Raw genomic sequence first — 15,245 nt, forward strand, 5'->3', positions numbered from 1 at the left:
GAAAAAGCCCTGCCTAAATCAAGCAGGGCGTTTCACAGTATTTAACCGTTAGCCGTAAGCGTTACGGATTGACCGGCTGGAGGCGGCGGACGTGATCGCCTTCGGGGTCGTCTTCGCCACGGGCCTTGTTAACGGCAAACACGTGGCCGCGGCCATCGGCGTGGACGTGGTTGGGGAAGGTGCCGCCGTCGAGGTTGGCGACGAGTTCGCCGTCGCGGTCGAGCACGGCGATGGTGCCGGAGGCGCGGTTGCTGATGTAGGCAAGCCCCGTTTCGGTATCGAAGGCAACGTTGAGCGGGCCTGCGCCTACTGGCACGTCATGGTGGATCTCGCCGGAGTCGACATCGACGTAGAGCAGATTGTCAGAGCCCTGTGACACGATCAACAGCTGATTGTTTTCGGCATCGAAGGCAACGCCGGAAGCGCGGCTGGCGTTGGTCAGCGGAATGATTTTTTCCACGCTGTCGCTTTCGGTGTCGATCACCACGGCTTCAGGCGTGGCGATACTGACGGTGAACAGACGTCCGGACGCTTCGTCCAGCGTAAGGCTCATCGGCGTGAACTGCTCGCCGCGTACGTCGGAATCGATTTCGATCTCGCCGGTTTTTTCGAGGGTGGCGGCATCGAAGACCGTCAGGTGGTTATCCCCTGTCGCCGAGGCATAAACTTTGCCGCGCTGGCTATCGACGATCACGTCACGTGCATGGGGCACCGTGCCGGGTTCGAACTGCTTGACCAGCGATAGGTCTTCCTGGCTATAGACGGCCACGGTGTTTTCACGCGTATTGGTCACCCAAACATGGCCGTTAGTATCGTCCACGCCTACGCCATAGACCGCAAAGACGCGCTCGTCATCAAAGCCTGGAACTTCTTCGGGGGTTGCTTCGGCAACGACTTCCAGCGTATCGGGATCGAGTTTCAGTAGGCCCGATTGAGTAACCGGCGGACGGCCTACGGCGCGCGTCACAAATAGCGCATTGCTTTCGCTGCTGTAGGCGCTTTGGTAAAGGCCTGCTGGCAGAGCGGCGTCGACGACATCGAAGGCGTCATCGCCGGAAAGGGCGATCTCGGGGGAGATCTTCAACTCGACGATGCTGGCGGCGTAGGGGGTCTCGGCCACCATGACCAGCGGATGACGGCCGGGCACGGCGTCTTCGGGCAGGGTAATGGTGGCGTTGAAGTTACCCTCGTCATCGGCGGTATAGGGCGTGTCGTTGAGCGCGGTAGTGCCGCGTGAGAGAACCACGGTTTGGCCTGGGGTAAAACCACGACCGACGAACTCGACGTCACTTCCCGGAACGATTAGAGGTGTCGACGGATAGACACCGCCTTGGAAATTGGTGTCGGGCTGGTCGAATACCTGAGCAGAAGCCAGTGTCGGCAGCGCCCATAGGGCGATGGCAACGGCTGCGAGAGGTTTCAAGCGAAAACGTTGGGGAAGGCGCTGCATGGCGTTACTCCATCAAGGTACGTTCATGAAAGCGATGACGTAGATGTCATCGAATGGTGCCGCGGGTGCTGCTGTGATCCGTGATGCCGGTGGTGACGTGCAGGGCGTCCATGAGCGAGGCACGAAAGGTCAGGCCATGGGTAAGTTCGGGAAATTCGCGATAGCTCACCGTAATGCCGGGGACCTGGGCCAATCGTTCGGCGAGTTTCTCCGTCGAATCTGGCGGTGCGTTGGCGACGCGCTGAAGGTGGGCTTGAACGCGTGGGTCGTTCATATCCCGGTGGCGGGTGTCTTGGGCGCGCTCGCCGCCGCCCATGCTGAGCAGAACTCGCGCGGAGTGACCGGCATTGTTGGCGCTAAAGCGCGCTTCGGGGGCGCCTAATAAAGCGCCATCGGCCCACCATAGCGAGGGGCTACCGGCAGCGTAGGTAGTGAAGGCGCCGCTGCGGGTATAGAGCGTATGCAGGGCGAAAAGCCCACCCAAGGAATGGCCCCAAAGCGTTTGCTGGGCGGGGTCAGTGGTGACACGCTGCGCTATTTCGGGGCGGATGTGGCGCTCGATGACCTCTAAGAACGCATCGGCTCCACCGCCGAGCCGCTCCGGTGGGGTATCGTCGTCATGATAAGGATCGATGGCAAAGGTGTAGTCGCGCGTACGCGCCGGGTCGATACGTAGTTCGTTGTCGTAGCCGAGAAACACCAGTACCGGTGTAGCGTTTTGAGCGCCTAGCTCGTCCAGAAGCGAGGCATCGAACTCCATGAGGGCGCCGTTGCCATCCAGCATCCAGAAGGCGGGGAAGCCCGTCTCTGGCGCTGCCTCTTTGGGGATTCCCAGCGTGACGCGCCAGTGACGCTGATTATCCGCGCTTGCAACGCTGAAACGCTCGAACCGATACGCCTCTGAGACATCGTCCAGAACGGTATGATGAAGCGATAAATTGGGGTCGCGCTGCTGACCCAAGGCAGTACCACTGCAGAACGCAATAGCGGGAAGTGCGATAGCCAAGGCAAAAAAAGAGCTAAGCCATTGCGACGGGCGAGTAGATGAAAGCATGATGTTTCCATTCAAAGCCCACCGGCGGGGATGAAATGTGCATGCCGAAAGGCTGAAAAAATCAGTAATAACGTATAGTTAACTAAAAATAATGTTAATGAAAATCGTATTCTTTTGCAACTTTTTATCGTTTGCGTGTAGCGCCTATCTAATAGTCCACAGCGGTGGCCCATAGCGACCGTCTAAACCTGATACAGCCGCCTGCGGTTTGACTCGCAAGCGGCTGCTAGTGGGACGGAGTTCAGATGGCCTTAGAAGTCGACGTTGAGCGACATGAAGTAGGCGCGGCCTGGTTCGTTGTAGGTGGCGGCGCCCGCGCCGCTGCTGTTGCTTTCGCGGTAGAGGCGCTCATCGAAGATATTTTCGACCCCAGCGCCAATACGCACGTCATCGGTGATGTAGTACTGCGCGCTCAGGCCCCAAACGCTGTAAGGGCTGCGCGTATTGAGCGCTTCGCCGCTTTGCGGGCCACCGCTCGTGGAGCTACGCGTTGCCGGCTCCTGTTTGCCATACCAAGTGCCGGTCAAGAGTACCGATAGATCGGTGGTGACCCACCAGTCGAGCGAGGTGTTGAGGGTGAACTCGGGAATGATCGACAGCGGCTGGCCTGTCTCTTTGTTTTCGTTCTCCACCATGTAGGTGAAGTTGTTGTTCCAGCTCAGAGTGCTGCCGTTATCGCCGATCAGCGGTACGCGCAGGTTACCCTCGAAACCGCTGACCACGGCTTTGGAGGCGTTTTCCCACTGGAAGACGCCGCCGTTGTCGGCCACCGTGCGGCCTACTTCATCCAGGCCGGCCTGGATGCGGTTATCGTAGTCGTTGTGGAAGTAAGTGAGCGATGCGTGGTAGCCGTTGTCCGCCCACTCGATGCCGAGTTCCTTGTTCAAGCTGGTTTCGGCGTCGAGGTCGCTATTACCCTGTACGTAGCAGCCACCGCCAGTGTTGCCGGTATAGCCGAAGGGGCAGCCGCCGCCTCGCGTGTAGTAGAGGTAGTTGTCGTTGGACTGGTAGAGGTTAGGCGCTTTGAAGGCCTCGGCAATACCGCCTTTGAGAGTGATAGTGTCGGTGGCATGGAACTGGGCGTTCAAGCTCGGACTTGCGTGGGTGCCGAACTGGCTATGGTGATCCACACGCAGGCCGGGCGTGACGATCCAGCGGTCGCCCAGATAGATGTTGTCTTCGACGAACACCGCGTAGGTCTGGGCGTCCGCTTTGCCGTCCTGGTTCTCTGTATCGAGGCCCGGTATGGCGCTACCCCAGTTGACCGCGCCTTGAACGGAGAAGGGGTCCTCCAAGCGGTTGTCGCGGTGCTCGAAACCGACCGTCCAAACGTGCTCGTTGCCTGCGAGCTGGGTGTGAAGGTTGACCTCGCCATCCAGGTTGTAATTGCGCAGACGTGATACCGAGCCCTCGGCTTCGGTGTTAATGCTGCCTTCCACCCCTCCTGCTAGCCCCTCGTCCAAGCGCCAGCTGTTCGTGCCCTCGAAGCCCAGGGTCAGCCGTGAGGTGTTGCCATCGCCCCAGTTGCCACGGTGGGTAAGAGAGGCTGTATTGCGGTACAGGCGGTTGGTCTCGGCGCCACTATTGGCTAGCTCGCTGAGAAGGTCGCTACCGCTGGTGCTAACTGCGCGGTCGCCAGCGTAGATGTTGCCCTGGCGGCTGGTGCCTGCTTCCAGCTCGATGACGTTGGCATTGTTGACATCCCAACGCAGCAAGCCGTTGATGTCGCGGTTGCGTACGCCTTCACGACCGGCAGGCGGCGTAGCATTGGGGTTGCTGGCGAATTCCTGGTTGACCTCCAGCGAGTCGGCGTCGGTGGTGCTGACGTTGCCGTAAAGGCGGAAGGAGAGGTCGTTGACGACCGGCCCGCTCAATACGAAACCTGCGCGGCGGTTATCGCCTTCGGCGCTATCTTCGGGCGTACGTCCGTAAAGGCTGACGGAGCCACTAAAGGTGTCAGAGGGCTGCTTGGTGATGATGTTGACGACGCCGCCCGAGGCGCCGGAGCCGTAGCGTGCGGCGGCCGGGCCGCGCAGCACTTCGATCCGTTCGACGGCATCTGCCGGTACCCAGTTGGTGTCGCCGCGGGTGTTACGCTCACCGCTTCGGCCCATCCGGATGGCGTTACGCGAACCGACCGGGCGGCCATCGATCAGGATGAGGGTGTTTTCCGGCCCCATACCACGCAAATCGATCTGGCGGTTGTTGCCGTACTGGCCGGAGGCGCTGTTGCCGGTCAGGTTGACACCGGGCATACGGCGAATGATCTCGGAAAGATCGTTGGCCGGTGGGCGGCGCTCGATCTCTTCGGCGGTAATGGTGGATGAGCCCAGGGCTTGGCTTGCGATGGCTTCTGCCGTCACGTAGACCGTATCGAGCGATGCCTCGTTGTCAGCGGTAGTGATCTCTTGCGCGGCAAGCGGACTCGAAAACGCCATGGCAACGGCGACAGTAAGAGCAGAGAGCGCAAAAGGCGCTGACACAAGGCGTGACGACATCGGGAACGGCTCCTGAAAAGTACGGCTAACGATAAGTAGGGGATTCGTGAAAAACGTGCCAAGGAGGGAACTTTTTTTCCGGAGTGGTAATACTAATTTTAATGATAACGCTTTTCAACACGAATTGTGTTTTGGGGTACTAATCGTTTCGAATCGGGGAACTATGCTCGGTGTGGCGCCAACGATTAGCCGCATAGGCAGGGCAGCGGTAAGATCGCGAACGTAATCATCACGTCATCGCATCAGGTGCGGTTGCCACGTTCAGTAATGAAGTGGGCGTCGCATTCATTTACCCGTTTTAGGAAAGGCTATGCAGCAAACGCGATTTTGCACCGAGGAAACCGTATGATTAGCGGCCGTGCACTTCACTACTTCGATACCGTTGCCCGCTGCCGCTCGCTGCGCCAGGCAGCGGCCAAGCTGCATATCGCGCCTACGGCGATCAGCCGTCAGATCGATCTTTTAGAACACCAAATGGGCGCACCGCTTCTCGAGCGTGGTCCTAACGGCATCAGCCTGACCGCTGCCGGTGAGCTGTTGGCGGCTCAAGCGCAGCACACGCTGCGCGATCTCGAGCGAGTGCAAGAGCACATCGCCGATCTCAAGGGGTTGCGTACCGGGCGGGTTCGTTTACAAGTGGCCGAAGGTGTGGTCGCGGGACTTTTGGCTCCTGCGCTTACCGATATGAGTAAGCGCTATCCACGGCTGAATTTCGATATCGGCATTGCCAGCGCCGGGCATGTAGTGGAAGCACTGCGCCTGGGCACGGCGGATATTGGCCTGTCGTTTTTCATGCCGCGCCACGACGATATCCTCATCCTGGAAAGCGCGCGGCTCGATCATCACGCGGTGATGGCCGTCGGTCATCCGCTAGCCGGTGCCCAAGAGGTGACGCTGGCGCGCCTAGCCGAGCACCGCGTCATTCTCCCCGGAGGGGCGTTTGGTGTGCGTCAAGCGATCGAGCGCAGCGCCCATCGTGCGGGCATCAAACTCATGCCCACCTTCGATGCCGCTTCCCTCGAGACCCAAAAGTCGCTGGCACTGAACGGCGCCGGGGTGCTGGTGTTGCCGCCCATGGCGGTGGCGCGCGAGTGCCGACAAGGCGAACTGATAAGCGTGCCGCTTGCCGCAGACGAACTCGAGCCTGCGCGTATGGATCTATGCGTGTTTCGCCACCGCACGCGTAGTTTCGCCGTCGAGGCCTGTCTCACTCTTTTGGCCGAAGCGCTGCAAACGCACGATGGTTCTACGCCTAGCACTACCGATTAGCTACCGGATATCGGTAGTGCACACAAAAAGTGGACACGCCGTCACTTAAATTGAAATAGTATGTAGCGCTGACTAACGCCATTCTTCAAGCGTCGATAACAACGCAAAGGACGACGGTATGTTCGAGCTACACCAATTGACGGCTACCCAACTACTAAACGGCTATCGCAACAAGACGTTTTCGCCAAGCGACGTCGCCAAGGCCCTAACCGCACATATCGCGCGCGTCGAGCCGCGCATCAATGCGCTTTACGCCTACTCACCCGAGCCCTTTTTAGCCACAGCCGAGGCGTCCAGCGCCCGCTGGGCGAAAGGTGAGGTCTTGGGAGCTCTAGATGGCGTGCCGGTGACGCTCAAGGAACTGATCGCAACCGAAGGCGACCCCATTCCCATGGGCACGGGGCTGGGTGATCAGTCTCCCGCCAAGGCCGATGCTCCACCCGCTGCGCGCTTGCACGAAGACAACGCCCTGCTGCTGGGTAAGACCACCTGCCCAGATTTCGGCATGCTCTCATCAGGGCTCTCTTCGTTTCATGGTCTCACCCGTAACCCCTGGGACTTGAACTGCAATACCGGCGGTTCGAGCTCTGGCGCTGGCGCGGCGGCCGCGGCGGGGTTCGGTCCGGTACACATCGGTACCGATATCGGCGGTTCGGTACGCCTGCCTGCCGCTTGGTGCGGCGTGGTGGGCTTCAAGCCTACTCTTGGGCGTATACCCATCGACCCTTACTACGTTGGCCGCTGCGCCGGGCCCATGGTGCGCTGCGTCGAAGATGCCGCCCTGGTCATGCCGACCCTGAGCCGTACCGACCGACGCGATGCCATGCGCCTGCCCCCGGAGACGATCAATTGGCAGGATCTGTCGCTCGATCTAAGCGGTCTGCGCATTGGGGTGATGATGGAGGCGGGCTGTGGGCTGGCACTCGAGGCCGAGATCGAGGCGGCGGTGAGTCAGGCGGCCAAGCTGCTCGAAGCGCGCGGCGCTATTCTGGTACCCGTTGCACCGGTACTTAACCGTGAGATGCTCGATGGGCTGGATCGCTTCTGGCAGGCCCGCCAGCAAAGCGAGCTCGAAAAGCTCGACGATCAGTCACGCCAGCGCGTGCTGCCTGCCATCAGCCAGTGGGCCAACGGCGCGGCGAAAGCAAGTGCTGTAGAAGCGGTAACTGGCTTTCAGCAGATCATGGCAATGCGCCGCGCCAGCGAAGCCGTCTTCGATCAGGTCGATTTCGTCATCTCACCTACGACGCCAAACGTTGCCTTTCCCGCCGAGTGGGCATCACCGACCAACGACCCCGCGCGGCCTTTCGATCACATCGTCTACACCGTGCCTTGGAACATGGGCGAGCAGCCCGCGATCTCGCTCAACGCTGGATTTAGCCAGGAGGGTATGCCCATTGGTGTGCAGCTGATAGGCCCACGCTTTGCCGATCACGGGGTCCTAAAACTGGCTTACCAGTTGGAAACCGCCCTGGCGCTCCCTATGCGTTGGCCCGCGCTCATCACTGCCGCCGAATGACATGCCATCGAATCATCGACACCGAACAAGCAAAAAGGGAAGCGCTATGCGACATCCGTTCGTTCTACCCACCTCGCGCGCGGGGTGGGGCTTGCTCATCGCCTTCGTGGTCTGTGTGCTGGCAGGCATTTGGCCAGTGATTGGCCTGTTCAACCGCGCGGCACTGCTCTTTGGGCTGCCGCTACTGATCGTCTGGAGCTACGTGATCATTTTTGCCTGCGTTGGCGTCATGCTCGTTGGCAACCGTATCGTCGAGGGGGATGGGCATGAATAGTATCTGGCCGCTCGTTATTACCCTGGGTTACGTCGCCATCGCCATGGCGATCGGGCTCATGGCGCGCGCCGGGCATCGCATGGATACGCTGGAGCAGTGGGGCGTGGCGGGGCGCAGCATGGGGCCTGTCACGCTCTATCTGTTGATCGCCGCTGGTAGCGTCAGCGCCTATACCTTCATGGGCGCGCCAGGCTGGGCCTACGCCAAAGGGGTAGCAGTGTTCTACGTGGCGATCTATCTAGCTTATCTGGCGCTGGTGGCTTGGTACTTCGGGCCCAAAGTGTGGCAGTTCGGCGAGCAGTTTGGCCACGTAACCCAGGCCAGCGCCATCGCTGATCGCTATCAGAGCCCGGCGCTGGGCGCGCTTGCGGCCATGGTCATGGCGGTCGGCTCGATTGCGTATGCGGTGCTGCAGACCATCGGCTCGGCCTACATCCTGTTTGTGATGAGCGGCGGAGCCATTCCCATTTGGCTAGGCGTGATCATCGTACTTGCCTGCATTGCCGTGTATCTCTACATCAGCGGCCAGCGGGCGATCGGCCGTACCAACGCGTTCCAGGGCGCGCTGATGCTGGTGGTCGCCTGGGCGGTAGGTCTTTGGGCGCTCAACTCGGCCACGGGCGGGCTCGACATGGGCGCGCTGTTTGCTCGCCTCCAGGCAGAAAACCCCGAGTTTCTGACCCTGCCCGGTGCGGGTGGCGATATGAGCTTCAGCTTCTGGACCACCTCGATTATCGTCTCGATGTTCTCCTTCATGCCGCCGGTGTGGACCCAGTGGATGTGCGCAAGCTCGGCGCGCACTATCCGTCGTAGTGCCACTTGGCTGCCCACCTACTACGTAGTGATTCTGCCCATGGTGGTGGTTGGCTTCATCGGCATCTATTCGCTGCCGGATCTCGTCCGTGCCGATACGGTGGCATTGGAGTACGCCATGGCGCACCTGCCGGTGCTACTCGTGGGGCTGCTGGGAGCGGGAACCCTCGCCGCCTCGATGTCATCGAGCGAGCCGTTCATCCATTCAGTCTCCTTGACCACCGCCAAGGACGTGCTGCAGCCGCTATTCAAGCTCTCCGATGCCTTTACTGCCAAGCTCGCGCGCTGGCTGCTGCTACCCATCATGGCGCTGGTGATTGCGCCGCTGGCGATTGCCGAGCCGGGGAGCCTAGTGATGATTCTGCTGGTAGGGCTGGGATTTGCCTCTCAAGTGCTGCCTGCCTTCATCGGTATGTTCTTCTGGCCGCGGGCATCGAAACTAGGCGTGATGGCGGGCATCGTGGCAGGTTTCGTGGTAACGGTGGCCTTCACTACACTGTGGAAGCATCCGCTCGGTATTCACGCCGGTTTCTGGGGGCTTTTGCTCAACTTGCCGGTGTTCGTTGCGGTCTCGCTGATCACCCCGGCCGTCGAGGCGAGCGTGGTCGAGCGCTTCTTCCGCATTGCCGCACCGCGTGGGTTTGCTCGGCCAGGCACTCACCAGGAGCGAGCCAAGATGAGCGCGACGACGACCCGCTAACCCTGCGATAGCGAGCACTCTACAAACGTAACAACCGGGCCAAGTTGCCCGGTTGTTACGTTATTAAAGATTGATTCTGAGGGGCGGGCTAGAGGCCGCTGGCAGCGCCACCAACGATGCCGCCGCGAACGTCGCGTTGGGTTTCGCTGCGCTGCTTCAAGTGTTGGGAGACGGTGTCTTCCGGCGAGCCTGCCATTTCGCGGAACATGCCCATCGAGCCCAGCAGCGCCGAAGATTCGTAGGGTACGAACACTCGCTCGCCGTCTTTGGCCATGGTGGGTAACACCTTGATGTAGCTTTGCCCTAGCAGATAGCCCACCACGGTGCGCTTGTCCTCCTCGCTTTCGCCGATGGCGTTGAGCACCAGTTTGATCGACTCCTGCTCACCCTGGGCGCGCAGAATGGCCGACTCCTTGTCCCCCTGGGCGTTGAGAATCGCCGACTCGCGCTGGCCCTGGGCCATGGCGATCGCTGCCGATTTCTCGCCTTCGGCCTCGGTCACGGTGGCGCGGCGCTTACGCTCGGCGGCCATTTGCAGGCGCATGGCAGACTCCACCTCTTCGGGCATGGCGATGTCTTGTACCTCTACACGAGAAATCTTCACGCCCCATTTGGAGGCGGGCTCCTCCATTGCCGACTGGATCTGGTCGTTCACCTCGGCGCGCGATTCGAACAGCTTGTCGAGCTCCATCTTACCCACCACCGAGCGCAGCGTGGTCTTGGCCAGCACTTCTACTGCCTGGCTCATGTTCTCCACCTCATAGACCGCCCGCTTAGGGTCGATGATTTGATAGTAGAGCGCGCCGTTGATGCGCACGGTGACGTTATCGGTAGTGACCACCGGCTGGCCGGGAAAGTCCATCACCGTCTCGCGGCGGTCGATGCGTGTCTCGTCGCTGGTGATGGGGTGATACTCCTCGCCCATCTTTTGGTAGCGAATCATGGTGATGGCGCGCGGCTGTTCGATGAAGGGGATAATGATATTGATGCCGCTCTCCAGCACGCGGCTAAACGAGCCAAGACGCTCGATCACCATCACTTCGGACTGGCGTACGATCACCAACCCCTTGGCGACGATGACGATGGCGATTACCACCACGATCAAGCTGATGATCAATCCGGGGCTCAGGGCAAACTCCATGGCGAAGACTCCTGTGGGTAGTAGGTATGAAGTAGTTGGTGTGAAGTAGTAGGTATGGCTAGTACGGGTGAGTGCTATCTGGCGTAGTCAAGGGCGACGTGAATGAAAGCAGAAAGCTCGAAACGCTGAACATTCAGTGAGCCAGCTCGACTAGCGCCGTGGTGCCATCGAAGCGTCGGAAGACGACCGTGGTACCGGAGGGTAAATCGGTCTCGCCGCTATCCACCACGCGCAGGCGGTAGAAGTCGCCATTGATCTTGAGCCCGCTGGCATTGTCGAAGTCGCGGCGCAGCGTGACGTAGCGCTGCCCTTTCTCGACCCCGGTGCCGGTGGTGCCGTAGGCGACGCCACGCGGCGAAAAGCGCGGCCGGATATAGAAAACGCCGATGGGCACGAGGATGCCGGTAAACACCGCCATGCCGACCAACTGCCACGGCAACGAAAGCCCGAAGGCGGTCACCGCTGCCGTCAGCGCGGCGGCGATACCCAGTGCCAGCAGCACCATGGCGCCGGAGGTGAGCTCGCCCAGGCTGAGCAGCAGGGCAATGACGAGCCAGGTATAGGCGGGATTCCAGTCCATCGCGGCAAACCTCCTTGAAGCGCAAGAATAAGGTTATCCTAGCGTATTCTCATTCCCCTGTGGAAAGAGGAAGTAGTGAGCAAGCGTTAGGCATATTTCGCAAGGAGAAGCAGCGTGACGGGTGTGGTGTATTGGCTCGATTTGGCGGGCGTGGTGGTGTTTGCGCTTTCTGGCGTCATCCTCGCTTGTCGCTCGCGGATGGACCCCATCGGCATGCTGGTGCTGGGGGCAGTGACCGGCATTGGCGGCGGTACGCTGCGCGATTTGATTCTGGGCGTGCGGCCGGTGTTTTGGGTCACCGACCCGACCTATCTTTGGGTAATTCTCGCCACCGTTGGGCTATCGCTGCTCGGCTTTCACTACATTCATCGGCTTTCGCGTGGCTTTCTGCCCATCGCCGATGCCTTTGGACTAGCGCTATTTACCGTCATCGGCACGCACAAGGCGCTGCTGCTGGGCAGCGCGGGTATCGTCGCGGTGATGATGGGGGTAATGACCGGCGTGGCTGGCGGCATGATTCGCGACGTTCTGGCGCGGCGCGTGCCCATGGTGCTGCGCGAGGAGGTCTACGCCACGGCCGCCATGGCGGGCGGTATCGCTTACGTCGTGCTGAGTGCCATGGGCGCGCCGCTGGTGCCGAGCATTGGCGTGGCACTTCTTCTTACGCTGGGGCTCAGGCTAGCGGCGATTCGCTGGCACCTGGCGCTGCCCGTGTTTGCCTGGGTGAGCGTGCCGCCCAAGACGGATGAAGCGGGGAGTGCGCTCTCCACCCCCGCTGCGGCCAAAGAGAAGGTGAGGATGATTCGGCGTCAGCGCAAACGCTGAAGCCGCTGCCAACGCTCGAACCAGCGCCGTGGCTGGATCACGTGCAGCGTCGGCTCGCCGTTAACGAGCTCCACTCCCAGGCCAAGGGCGCCCAGGCGCGCATAGAGCGCGCCGTTGGCCTGCTCGTCGGCCAAGCGCAGCGCGGCCCGTAGCTGTAACGGCCCGCCGTCGAGCTCGAGATCCTCCAGCGCGATATGCGCTTCACCCAAGATGAGGCGCGCACTCCCCGCGATGTCGTGCACGCTAAGTAGCCTTCCCAGCCAATCGCGTTCGCGCGCTTTGGCTAAAAATAGCCGTGCGAGCAGGCCGGTATCGCGCATGCCCAGAGCCAGGCGCGCATCGAGCTCGGGCGAATCGGCCCAGAGTAGTTCAGCGCGCGGCATATCGAGACGTACCCACCAGCCGGTATCGGGGCCTGGCGGCGTCGAGGTCTGCGGTCGCGCCACGTTTTCCAGGTGCAGGAAGGAGTCATCGGCCGTGAAGCGACGCGTGGCGAGATCGCCGTCGCTTAAATTGAGTTGCAGGTGCACGTCACCGTGCAGGCGCTGATCGAGCAGGGCGAGATCGGCGCCGAAGGCGCGCAGGGTCACGCTGCCTCGGGCGCGCATGCCATCAAGCCACAGCTCGCTGGCAAGGCTTGCCTGACCGCCTTCGAGCTTGAGCCCCGCGCCATCGGGCAGGTAGGCGTTGTAGCGGGTGAGGTCGGGCACCTCGGTGATCGGCAGCGCTACATGGGTGACGAATAGCTCGGGGGCGGGGGCGTCGAGCGCTTCGCTAAGGTGCTCGGTACGCGTGGTTAGGGTCAGGTGGCGGCCCTGCAGATGGGGGCGGTCGTCGCCCTCGCGCGTCAGGGTGAAGTAGGGCAGCCCGAGGGAAAGCTCGGCGCTATCGGCCTCTTCGATGGCGACGCTAAGTTCGCCGCGACCGCTGGCAAGATAATCCAAAAAGCCGACATCGAGCGCTTCGGCGTCGATGCGCAGATGCGTGGGCGGCAGCGGCGTGCGGTCGCGAAACACCAAGCGAGCGCGAAGTAGGCCGTTGCCGCTTAGGCTCAAGCCGTGGGCGTCGGGTAGAAAGGCATCGAGAAAGCCCAGTTGGCGTACGCTGCCCTCGAGGGTCACATCGCCACTCAGCGGGGCGTCGCTGCCCGCACGCTCCAGGTGGGCACTGCGCAGCAGTAACAGGCTCTCTAGCGTTTCGCCGTCGGCGCTGTCGCTGCTTGCCGCCCAGCGCAGCCGAGTGCCGCTTAGGTCGAGCTGGGTGCCGTCCAGCCGGGCCGAGGGCAGGTTTAGATCGAGGGCGATATCGCTAACGATGCGCGTCTCATCGCTATCGCTTGACTCGCTGGCGTGCCGCCAGAGAGTGGTCACGGCGTCACCGCGAAGCGTTGCCTGCCCTGAAAGGTGAGTGGCGTTAGCGCTAATTTGACCGCTGCTGGCGGCGCTGCCTTCGGCCATTATCAATGGTGCGGGCGAGGGCATAAAAGCGGCGAGATAGGGCTGTAGTCGAGCGACATCGTCCAGGCGCGCATTTTCCCATGTGAGTGTACCTTCGGCTTCTTGGCGCGCCTGTTCGGGCGCCCATGGGCTTTGGGCATTAACGCTGATGTCAGCGCCGCTCATTAGCGCGCGGCCGCGATGGGCAAAATGGGCATCGCGCAGGCGCAGCTCGGCGGCCAGGCGGTCGTGCTCTTCGAGGTGGGCATGAAGCTCGCCCGCGCCGCCGATGTGCATCTGCAGTGCCTCCACACTCAGGCGGTCAGCGCTGATATCGAGCTCGCCCCGCGCTGGTCGTGCGGCTTCAACGCCAAGGCTGAGCGCTACGCGGCCTGCGCCGTCGAGCAGTATGCCCTGGCCGTCCAGAGTAGTGCGCAGGTAGCGGTCAAAGACATCGAGACGGGTGAACTCACCGTCGAGATCGAGGGTGGCGTCCTGGGGCGGCTCGATACGATCGAGGCGCTGGTTGCGCGTTCGTGCTTCGAGCGCAAGTGCGGTGTTACGGGCGTAAGGGTGGGTGTCGGTCAGCGTCACGTCGTCGAGCTGCAGCGCTAGCGCAAGGGCGCGGTCGTTCACGGTGAGCACGACACTGCCTTCGCCATGCGCCAGATGACGCGCGGGACGCTCCTCCATGCCCTCGGCGTCAGGCGTGCGCCATTCGCGCTCCCCTTGGCGGCGCAGGCGGGTTTCATCGAGCGTCGCCGTCAAGCCTGGCGCGTCCAGGCGTAGCTGGCTGCCCGGCGTCAGTATCCCTTCGGCGAGGGTGAGCGAGCCGGTGAGCTCGCCGCTGCCGCGAAGGCTCAGCCAGGGTAGGGCGCTCAAGTAGGGCATGAAAACGTCCCAGGCGTCGGCGCGGGCGTGTAGCGTCAACGTGGCATCCAGCGCCGCGAGCAGATCGGGGTTCAGCGCGCCGCTGTCGGCATCGACGGGGTTGAGGCGGTCAAGCGAGGCTTCGCCGTCGAGGGTGATGGACTGCACCAGCGAAGCACCGTCGCTTTGCCGCGTGAGTTCGCCCGCGGCGACATCGATATCCAACGCGCCGATGGCGATGGCCTCGCGGCTGAGCAGGGTGTCGCGCAGGGTGAGCGAGCCCTGTGCCGTCAGCGCAATATCACCGACGCTGACGCGACGGATGGCGTCGGCATCCAGCGCCTTGATAACGAGTTCGCCGCGCAGTAGCGCTAGTAGCGAAAGCGAGAGCGTCGCCCGCTCGGCCTCGAGCTCGAGCGGCAGCGTCGCATCGGTACGCGCGATACGTAGCCCCTCCACCTCCCAGCTCCCCGGGTGCAAAGAGGTGCCGCTGCGCCACTGAATCTCGATACCGTCGATGCGCGAGATGCGTTCTTGAAGCCAGGTGCCGTTGAGCAGCCAGTGCGTTCCTCCCACCCACGCCGCCACGAGCAAGCCCATAACCGCTACACTCATTAGCAGCAGGCGAGGCCAGCGGGAAGCGGGCGAGGTGGGCTCGGGCGTGTTAAGCTCAGACATGGTTCCTTCCTGGAAGTGGCTCCTGTTGACACACTTTTTGTGGCATCATGCGCGGCATTGGGCCGTTATGGGATTTCGATTTTAACGTAGGAAGCGCCCGCCAGGCGTCATGGCGTCGACGTTTCCTCGGCACAGGCA

The 15,245-nt window shown here is 61.7% G+C and carries 11 protein-coding genes; 5 read left to right on the forward strand and 6 right to left on the reverse strand.

The annotated features are described in order from the left end of the window. Nucleotides 1-61: 61 nt before the first annotated feature. The 3 genes from LLY24_RS05060 to LLY24_RS05070 all read right to left on the reverse strand — a co-directional run bounded on the left by LLY24_RS05060 (nt 62) and on the right by LLY24_RS05070 (nt 5,002). On the reverse strand, nt 62-1,450 hold the full coding sequence (locus LLY24_RS05060; protein ID WP_259035196.1) for a Vgb family protein: 1,389 nt from the start codon (nt 1,448-1,450) through the stop codon (nt 62-64). Nucleotides 1,451-1,496: 46 nt separating this feature from the next. Continuing rightward, nucleotides 1,497-2,504, reverse strand: coding sequence for an alpha/beta hydrolase (locus LLY24_RS05065; protein ID WP_259035197.1), 1,008 nt, complete (start codon nt 2,502-2,504; stop codon nt 1,497-1,499). 251 nt (nt 2,505-2,755) lie between these two features. Then, entirely contained in the window at nt 2,756-5,002 is a 2,247-nt protein-coding gene (locus LLY24_RS05070) for a TonB-dependent siderophore receptor (RefSeq protein WP_259035198.1), read from the reverse strand. A gap of 345 nt (nt 5,003-5,347) precedes the next feature. On the opposite strand from LLY24_RS05070, the gene LLY24_RS05075 reads away from it, so the two are divergent. The 4 genes from LLY24_RS05075 (at nt 5,348) to LLY24_RS05090 (ending at nt 9,577) form a co-directional block, all read left to right on the forward strand. After that, nucleotides 5,348-6,271 carry a LysR family transcriptional regulator gene (locus LLY24_RS05075; RefSeq protein WP_259035199.1) on the forward strand — a complete coding sequence of 308 codons (924 nt, stop codon included), beginning with the start codon at nt 5,348-5,350 and terminating at the stop codon, nt 6,269-6,271. Nucleotides 6,272-6,389: 118 nt separating this feature from the next. Then, nucleotides 6,390-7,790 (forward strand): amidase, encoded by a 1,401-nt coding sequence (locus LLY24_RS05080; protein WP_259035200.1) that lies wholly within the window; start codon nt 6,390-6,392, stop codon nt 7,788-7,790. Nucleotides 7,791-7,836: 46 nt separating this feature from the next. Beyond that, nucleotides 7,837-8,064: a hypothetical protein gene (locus LLY24_RS05085; RefSeq protein WP_259035201.1), complete on the forward strand. Its 228-nt coding sequence runs from the start codon at nt 7,837-7,839 to the stop codon at nt 8,062-8,064. Continuing rightward, entirely contained in the window at nt 8,057-9,577 is a 1,521-nt protein-coding gene (locus LLY24_RS05090) for a sodium:solute symporter family protein (protein ID WP_259035202.1), read from the forward strand. The genes LLY24_RS05085 and LLY24_RS05090 overlap by 8 nt, the downstream gene beginning before the upstream one ends. An 88-nt stretch (nt 9,578-9,665) precedes the next feature. Here the strand turns inward: LLY24_RS05090 and LLY24_RS05095 are convergent, their stop codons facing one another. Further along, nucleotides 9,666-10,718, reverse strand: coding sequence for an SPFH domain-containing protein (locus LLY24_RS05095; protein ID WP_259035203.1), 1,053 nt, complete (start codon nt 10,716-10,718; stop codon nt 9,666-9,668). Between the two features lie 133 nt (nt 10,719-10,851). After that, nucleotides 10,852-11,298, reverse strand: a complete 447-nt coding sequence (locus LLY24_RS05100; protein ID WP_259035204.1) for an NfeD family protein — start codon at nt 11,296-11,298, stop codon at nt 10,852-10,854. Between the two features lie 114 nt (nt 11,299-11,412). Here LLY24_RS05100 and LLY24_RS05105 point away from each other — a divergent pair, with 114 nt between their 5' ends. Then, entirely contained in the window at nt 11,413-12,123 is a 711-nt protein-coding gene (locus LLY24_RS05105) for a trimeric intracellular cation channel family protein (protein WP_259035205.1), read from the forward strand. Here LLY24_RS05105 and LLY24_RS05110 read toward each other — a convergent pair. Then, nucleotides 12,108-15,107: a DUF748 domain-containing protein gene (locus tag LLY24_RS05110; RefSeq protein ID WP_259035206.1), complete on the reverse strand. Its 3,000-nt coding sequence runs from the start codon at nt 15,105-15,107 to the stop codon at nt 12,108-12,110. The two genes, LLY24_RS05105 and LLY24_RS05110, sit on opposite strands and share 16 nt — an antisense overlap. Nucleotides 15,108-15,245 lie beyond the last annotated feature (138 nt).

Source organism: Halomonas dongshanensis (assembly GCF_024790395.1).
Lineage (GTDB): Bacteria > Pseudomonadota > Gammaproteobacteria > Pseudomonadales > Halomonadaceae > Vreelandella > Vreelandella dongshanensis.

Bases quoted from the DNA above. Each gene is read 5' to 3' on its own strand.
- LLY24_RS05060 (WP_259035196.1), bottom strand. From the start codon at position 1,450: ATGCAGCGCCTTCCCCAACGTTTTCGCTTGAAACCTCTCGCAGCCGTT.
- LLY24_RS05075 (WP_259035199.1), top strand. From the start codon at position 5,348: ATGATTAGCGGCCGTGCACTTCACTACTTCGATACCGTTGCCCGCTGC.
- LLY24_RS05095 (WP_259035203.1), bottom strand. From the start codon at position 10,718: ATGGAGTTTGCCCTGAGCCCCGGATTGATCATCAGCTTGATCGTGGTG.
- LLY24_RS05065 (WP_259035197.1), bottom strand. From the start codon at position 2,504: ATGCTTTCATCTACTCGCCCGTCGCAATGGCTTAGCTCTTTTTTTGCC.
- LLY24_RS05070 (WP_259035198.1), bottom strand. From the start codon at position 5,002: ATGTCGTCACGCCTTGTGTCAGCGCCTTTTGCGCTCTCTGCTCTTACT.
- LLY24_RS05110 (WP_259035206.1), bottom strand. From the start codon at position 15,107: ATGTCTGAGCTTAACACGCCCGAGCCCACCTCGCCCGCTTCCCGCTGG.
- LLY24_RS05085 (WP_259035201.1), top strand. From the start codon at position 7,837: ATGCGACATCCGTTCGTTCTACCCACCTCGCGCGCGGGGTGGGGCTTG.
- LLY24_RS05100 (WP_259035204.1), bottom strand. From the start codon at position 11,298: ATGGACTGGAATCCCGCCTATACCTGGCTCGTCATTGCCCTGCTGCTC.
- LLY24_RS05090 (WP_259035202.1), top strand. From the start codon at position 8,057: ATGAATAGTATCTGGCCGCTCGTTATTACCCTGGGTTACGTCGCCATC.
- LLY24_RS05080 (WP_259035200.1), top strand. From the start codon at position 6,390: ATGTTCGAGCTACACCAATTGACGGCTACCCAACTACTAAACGGCTAT.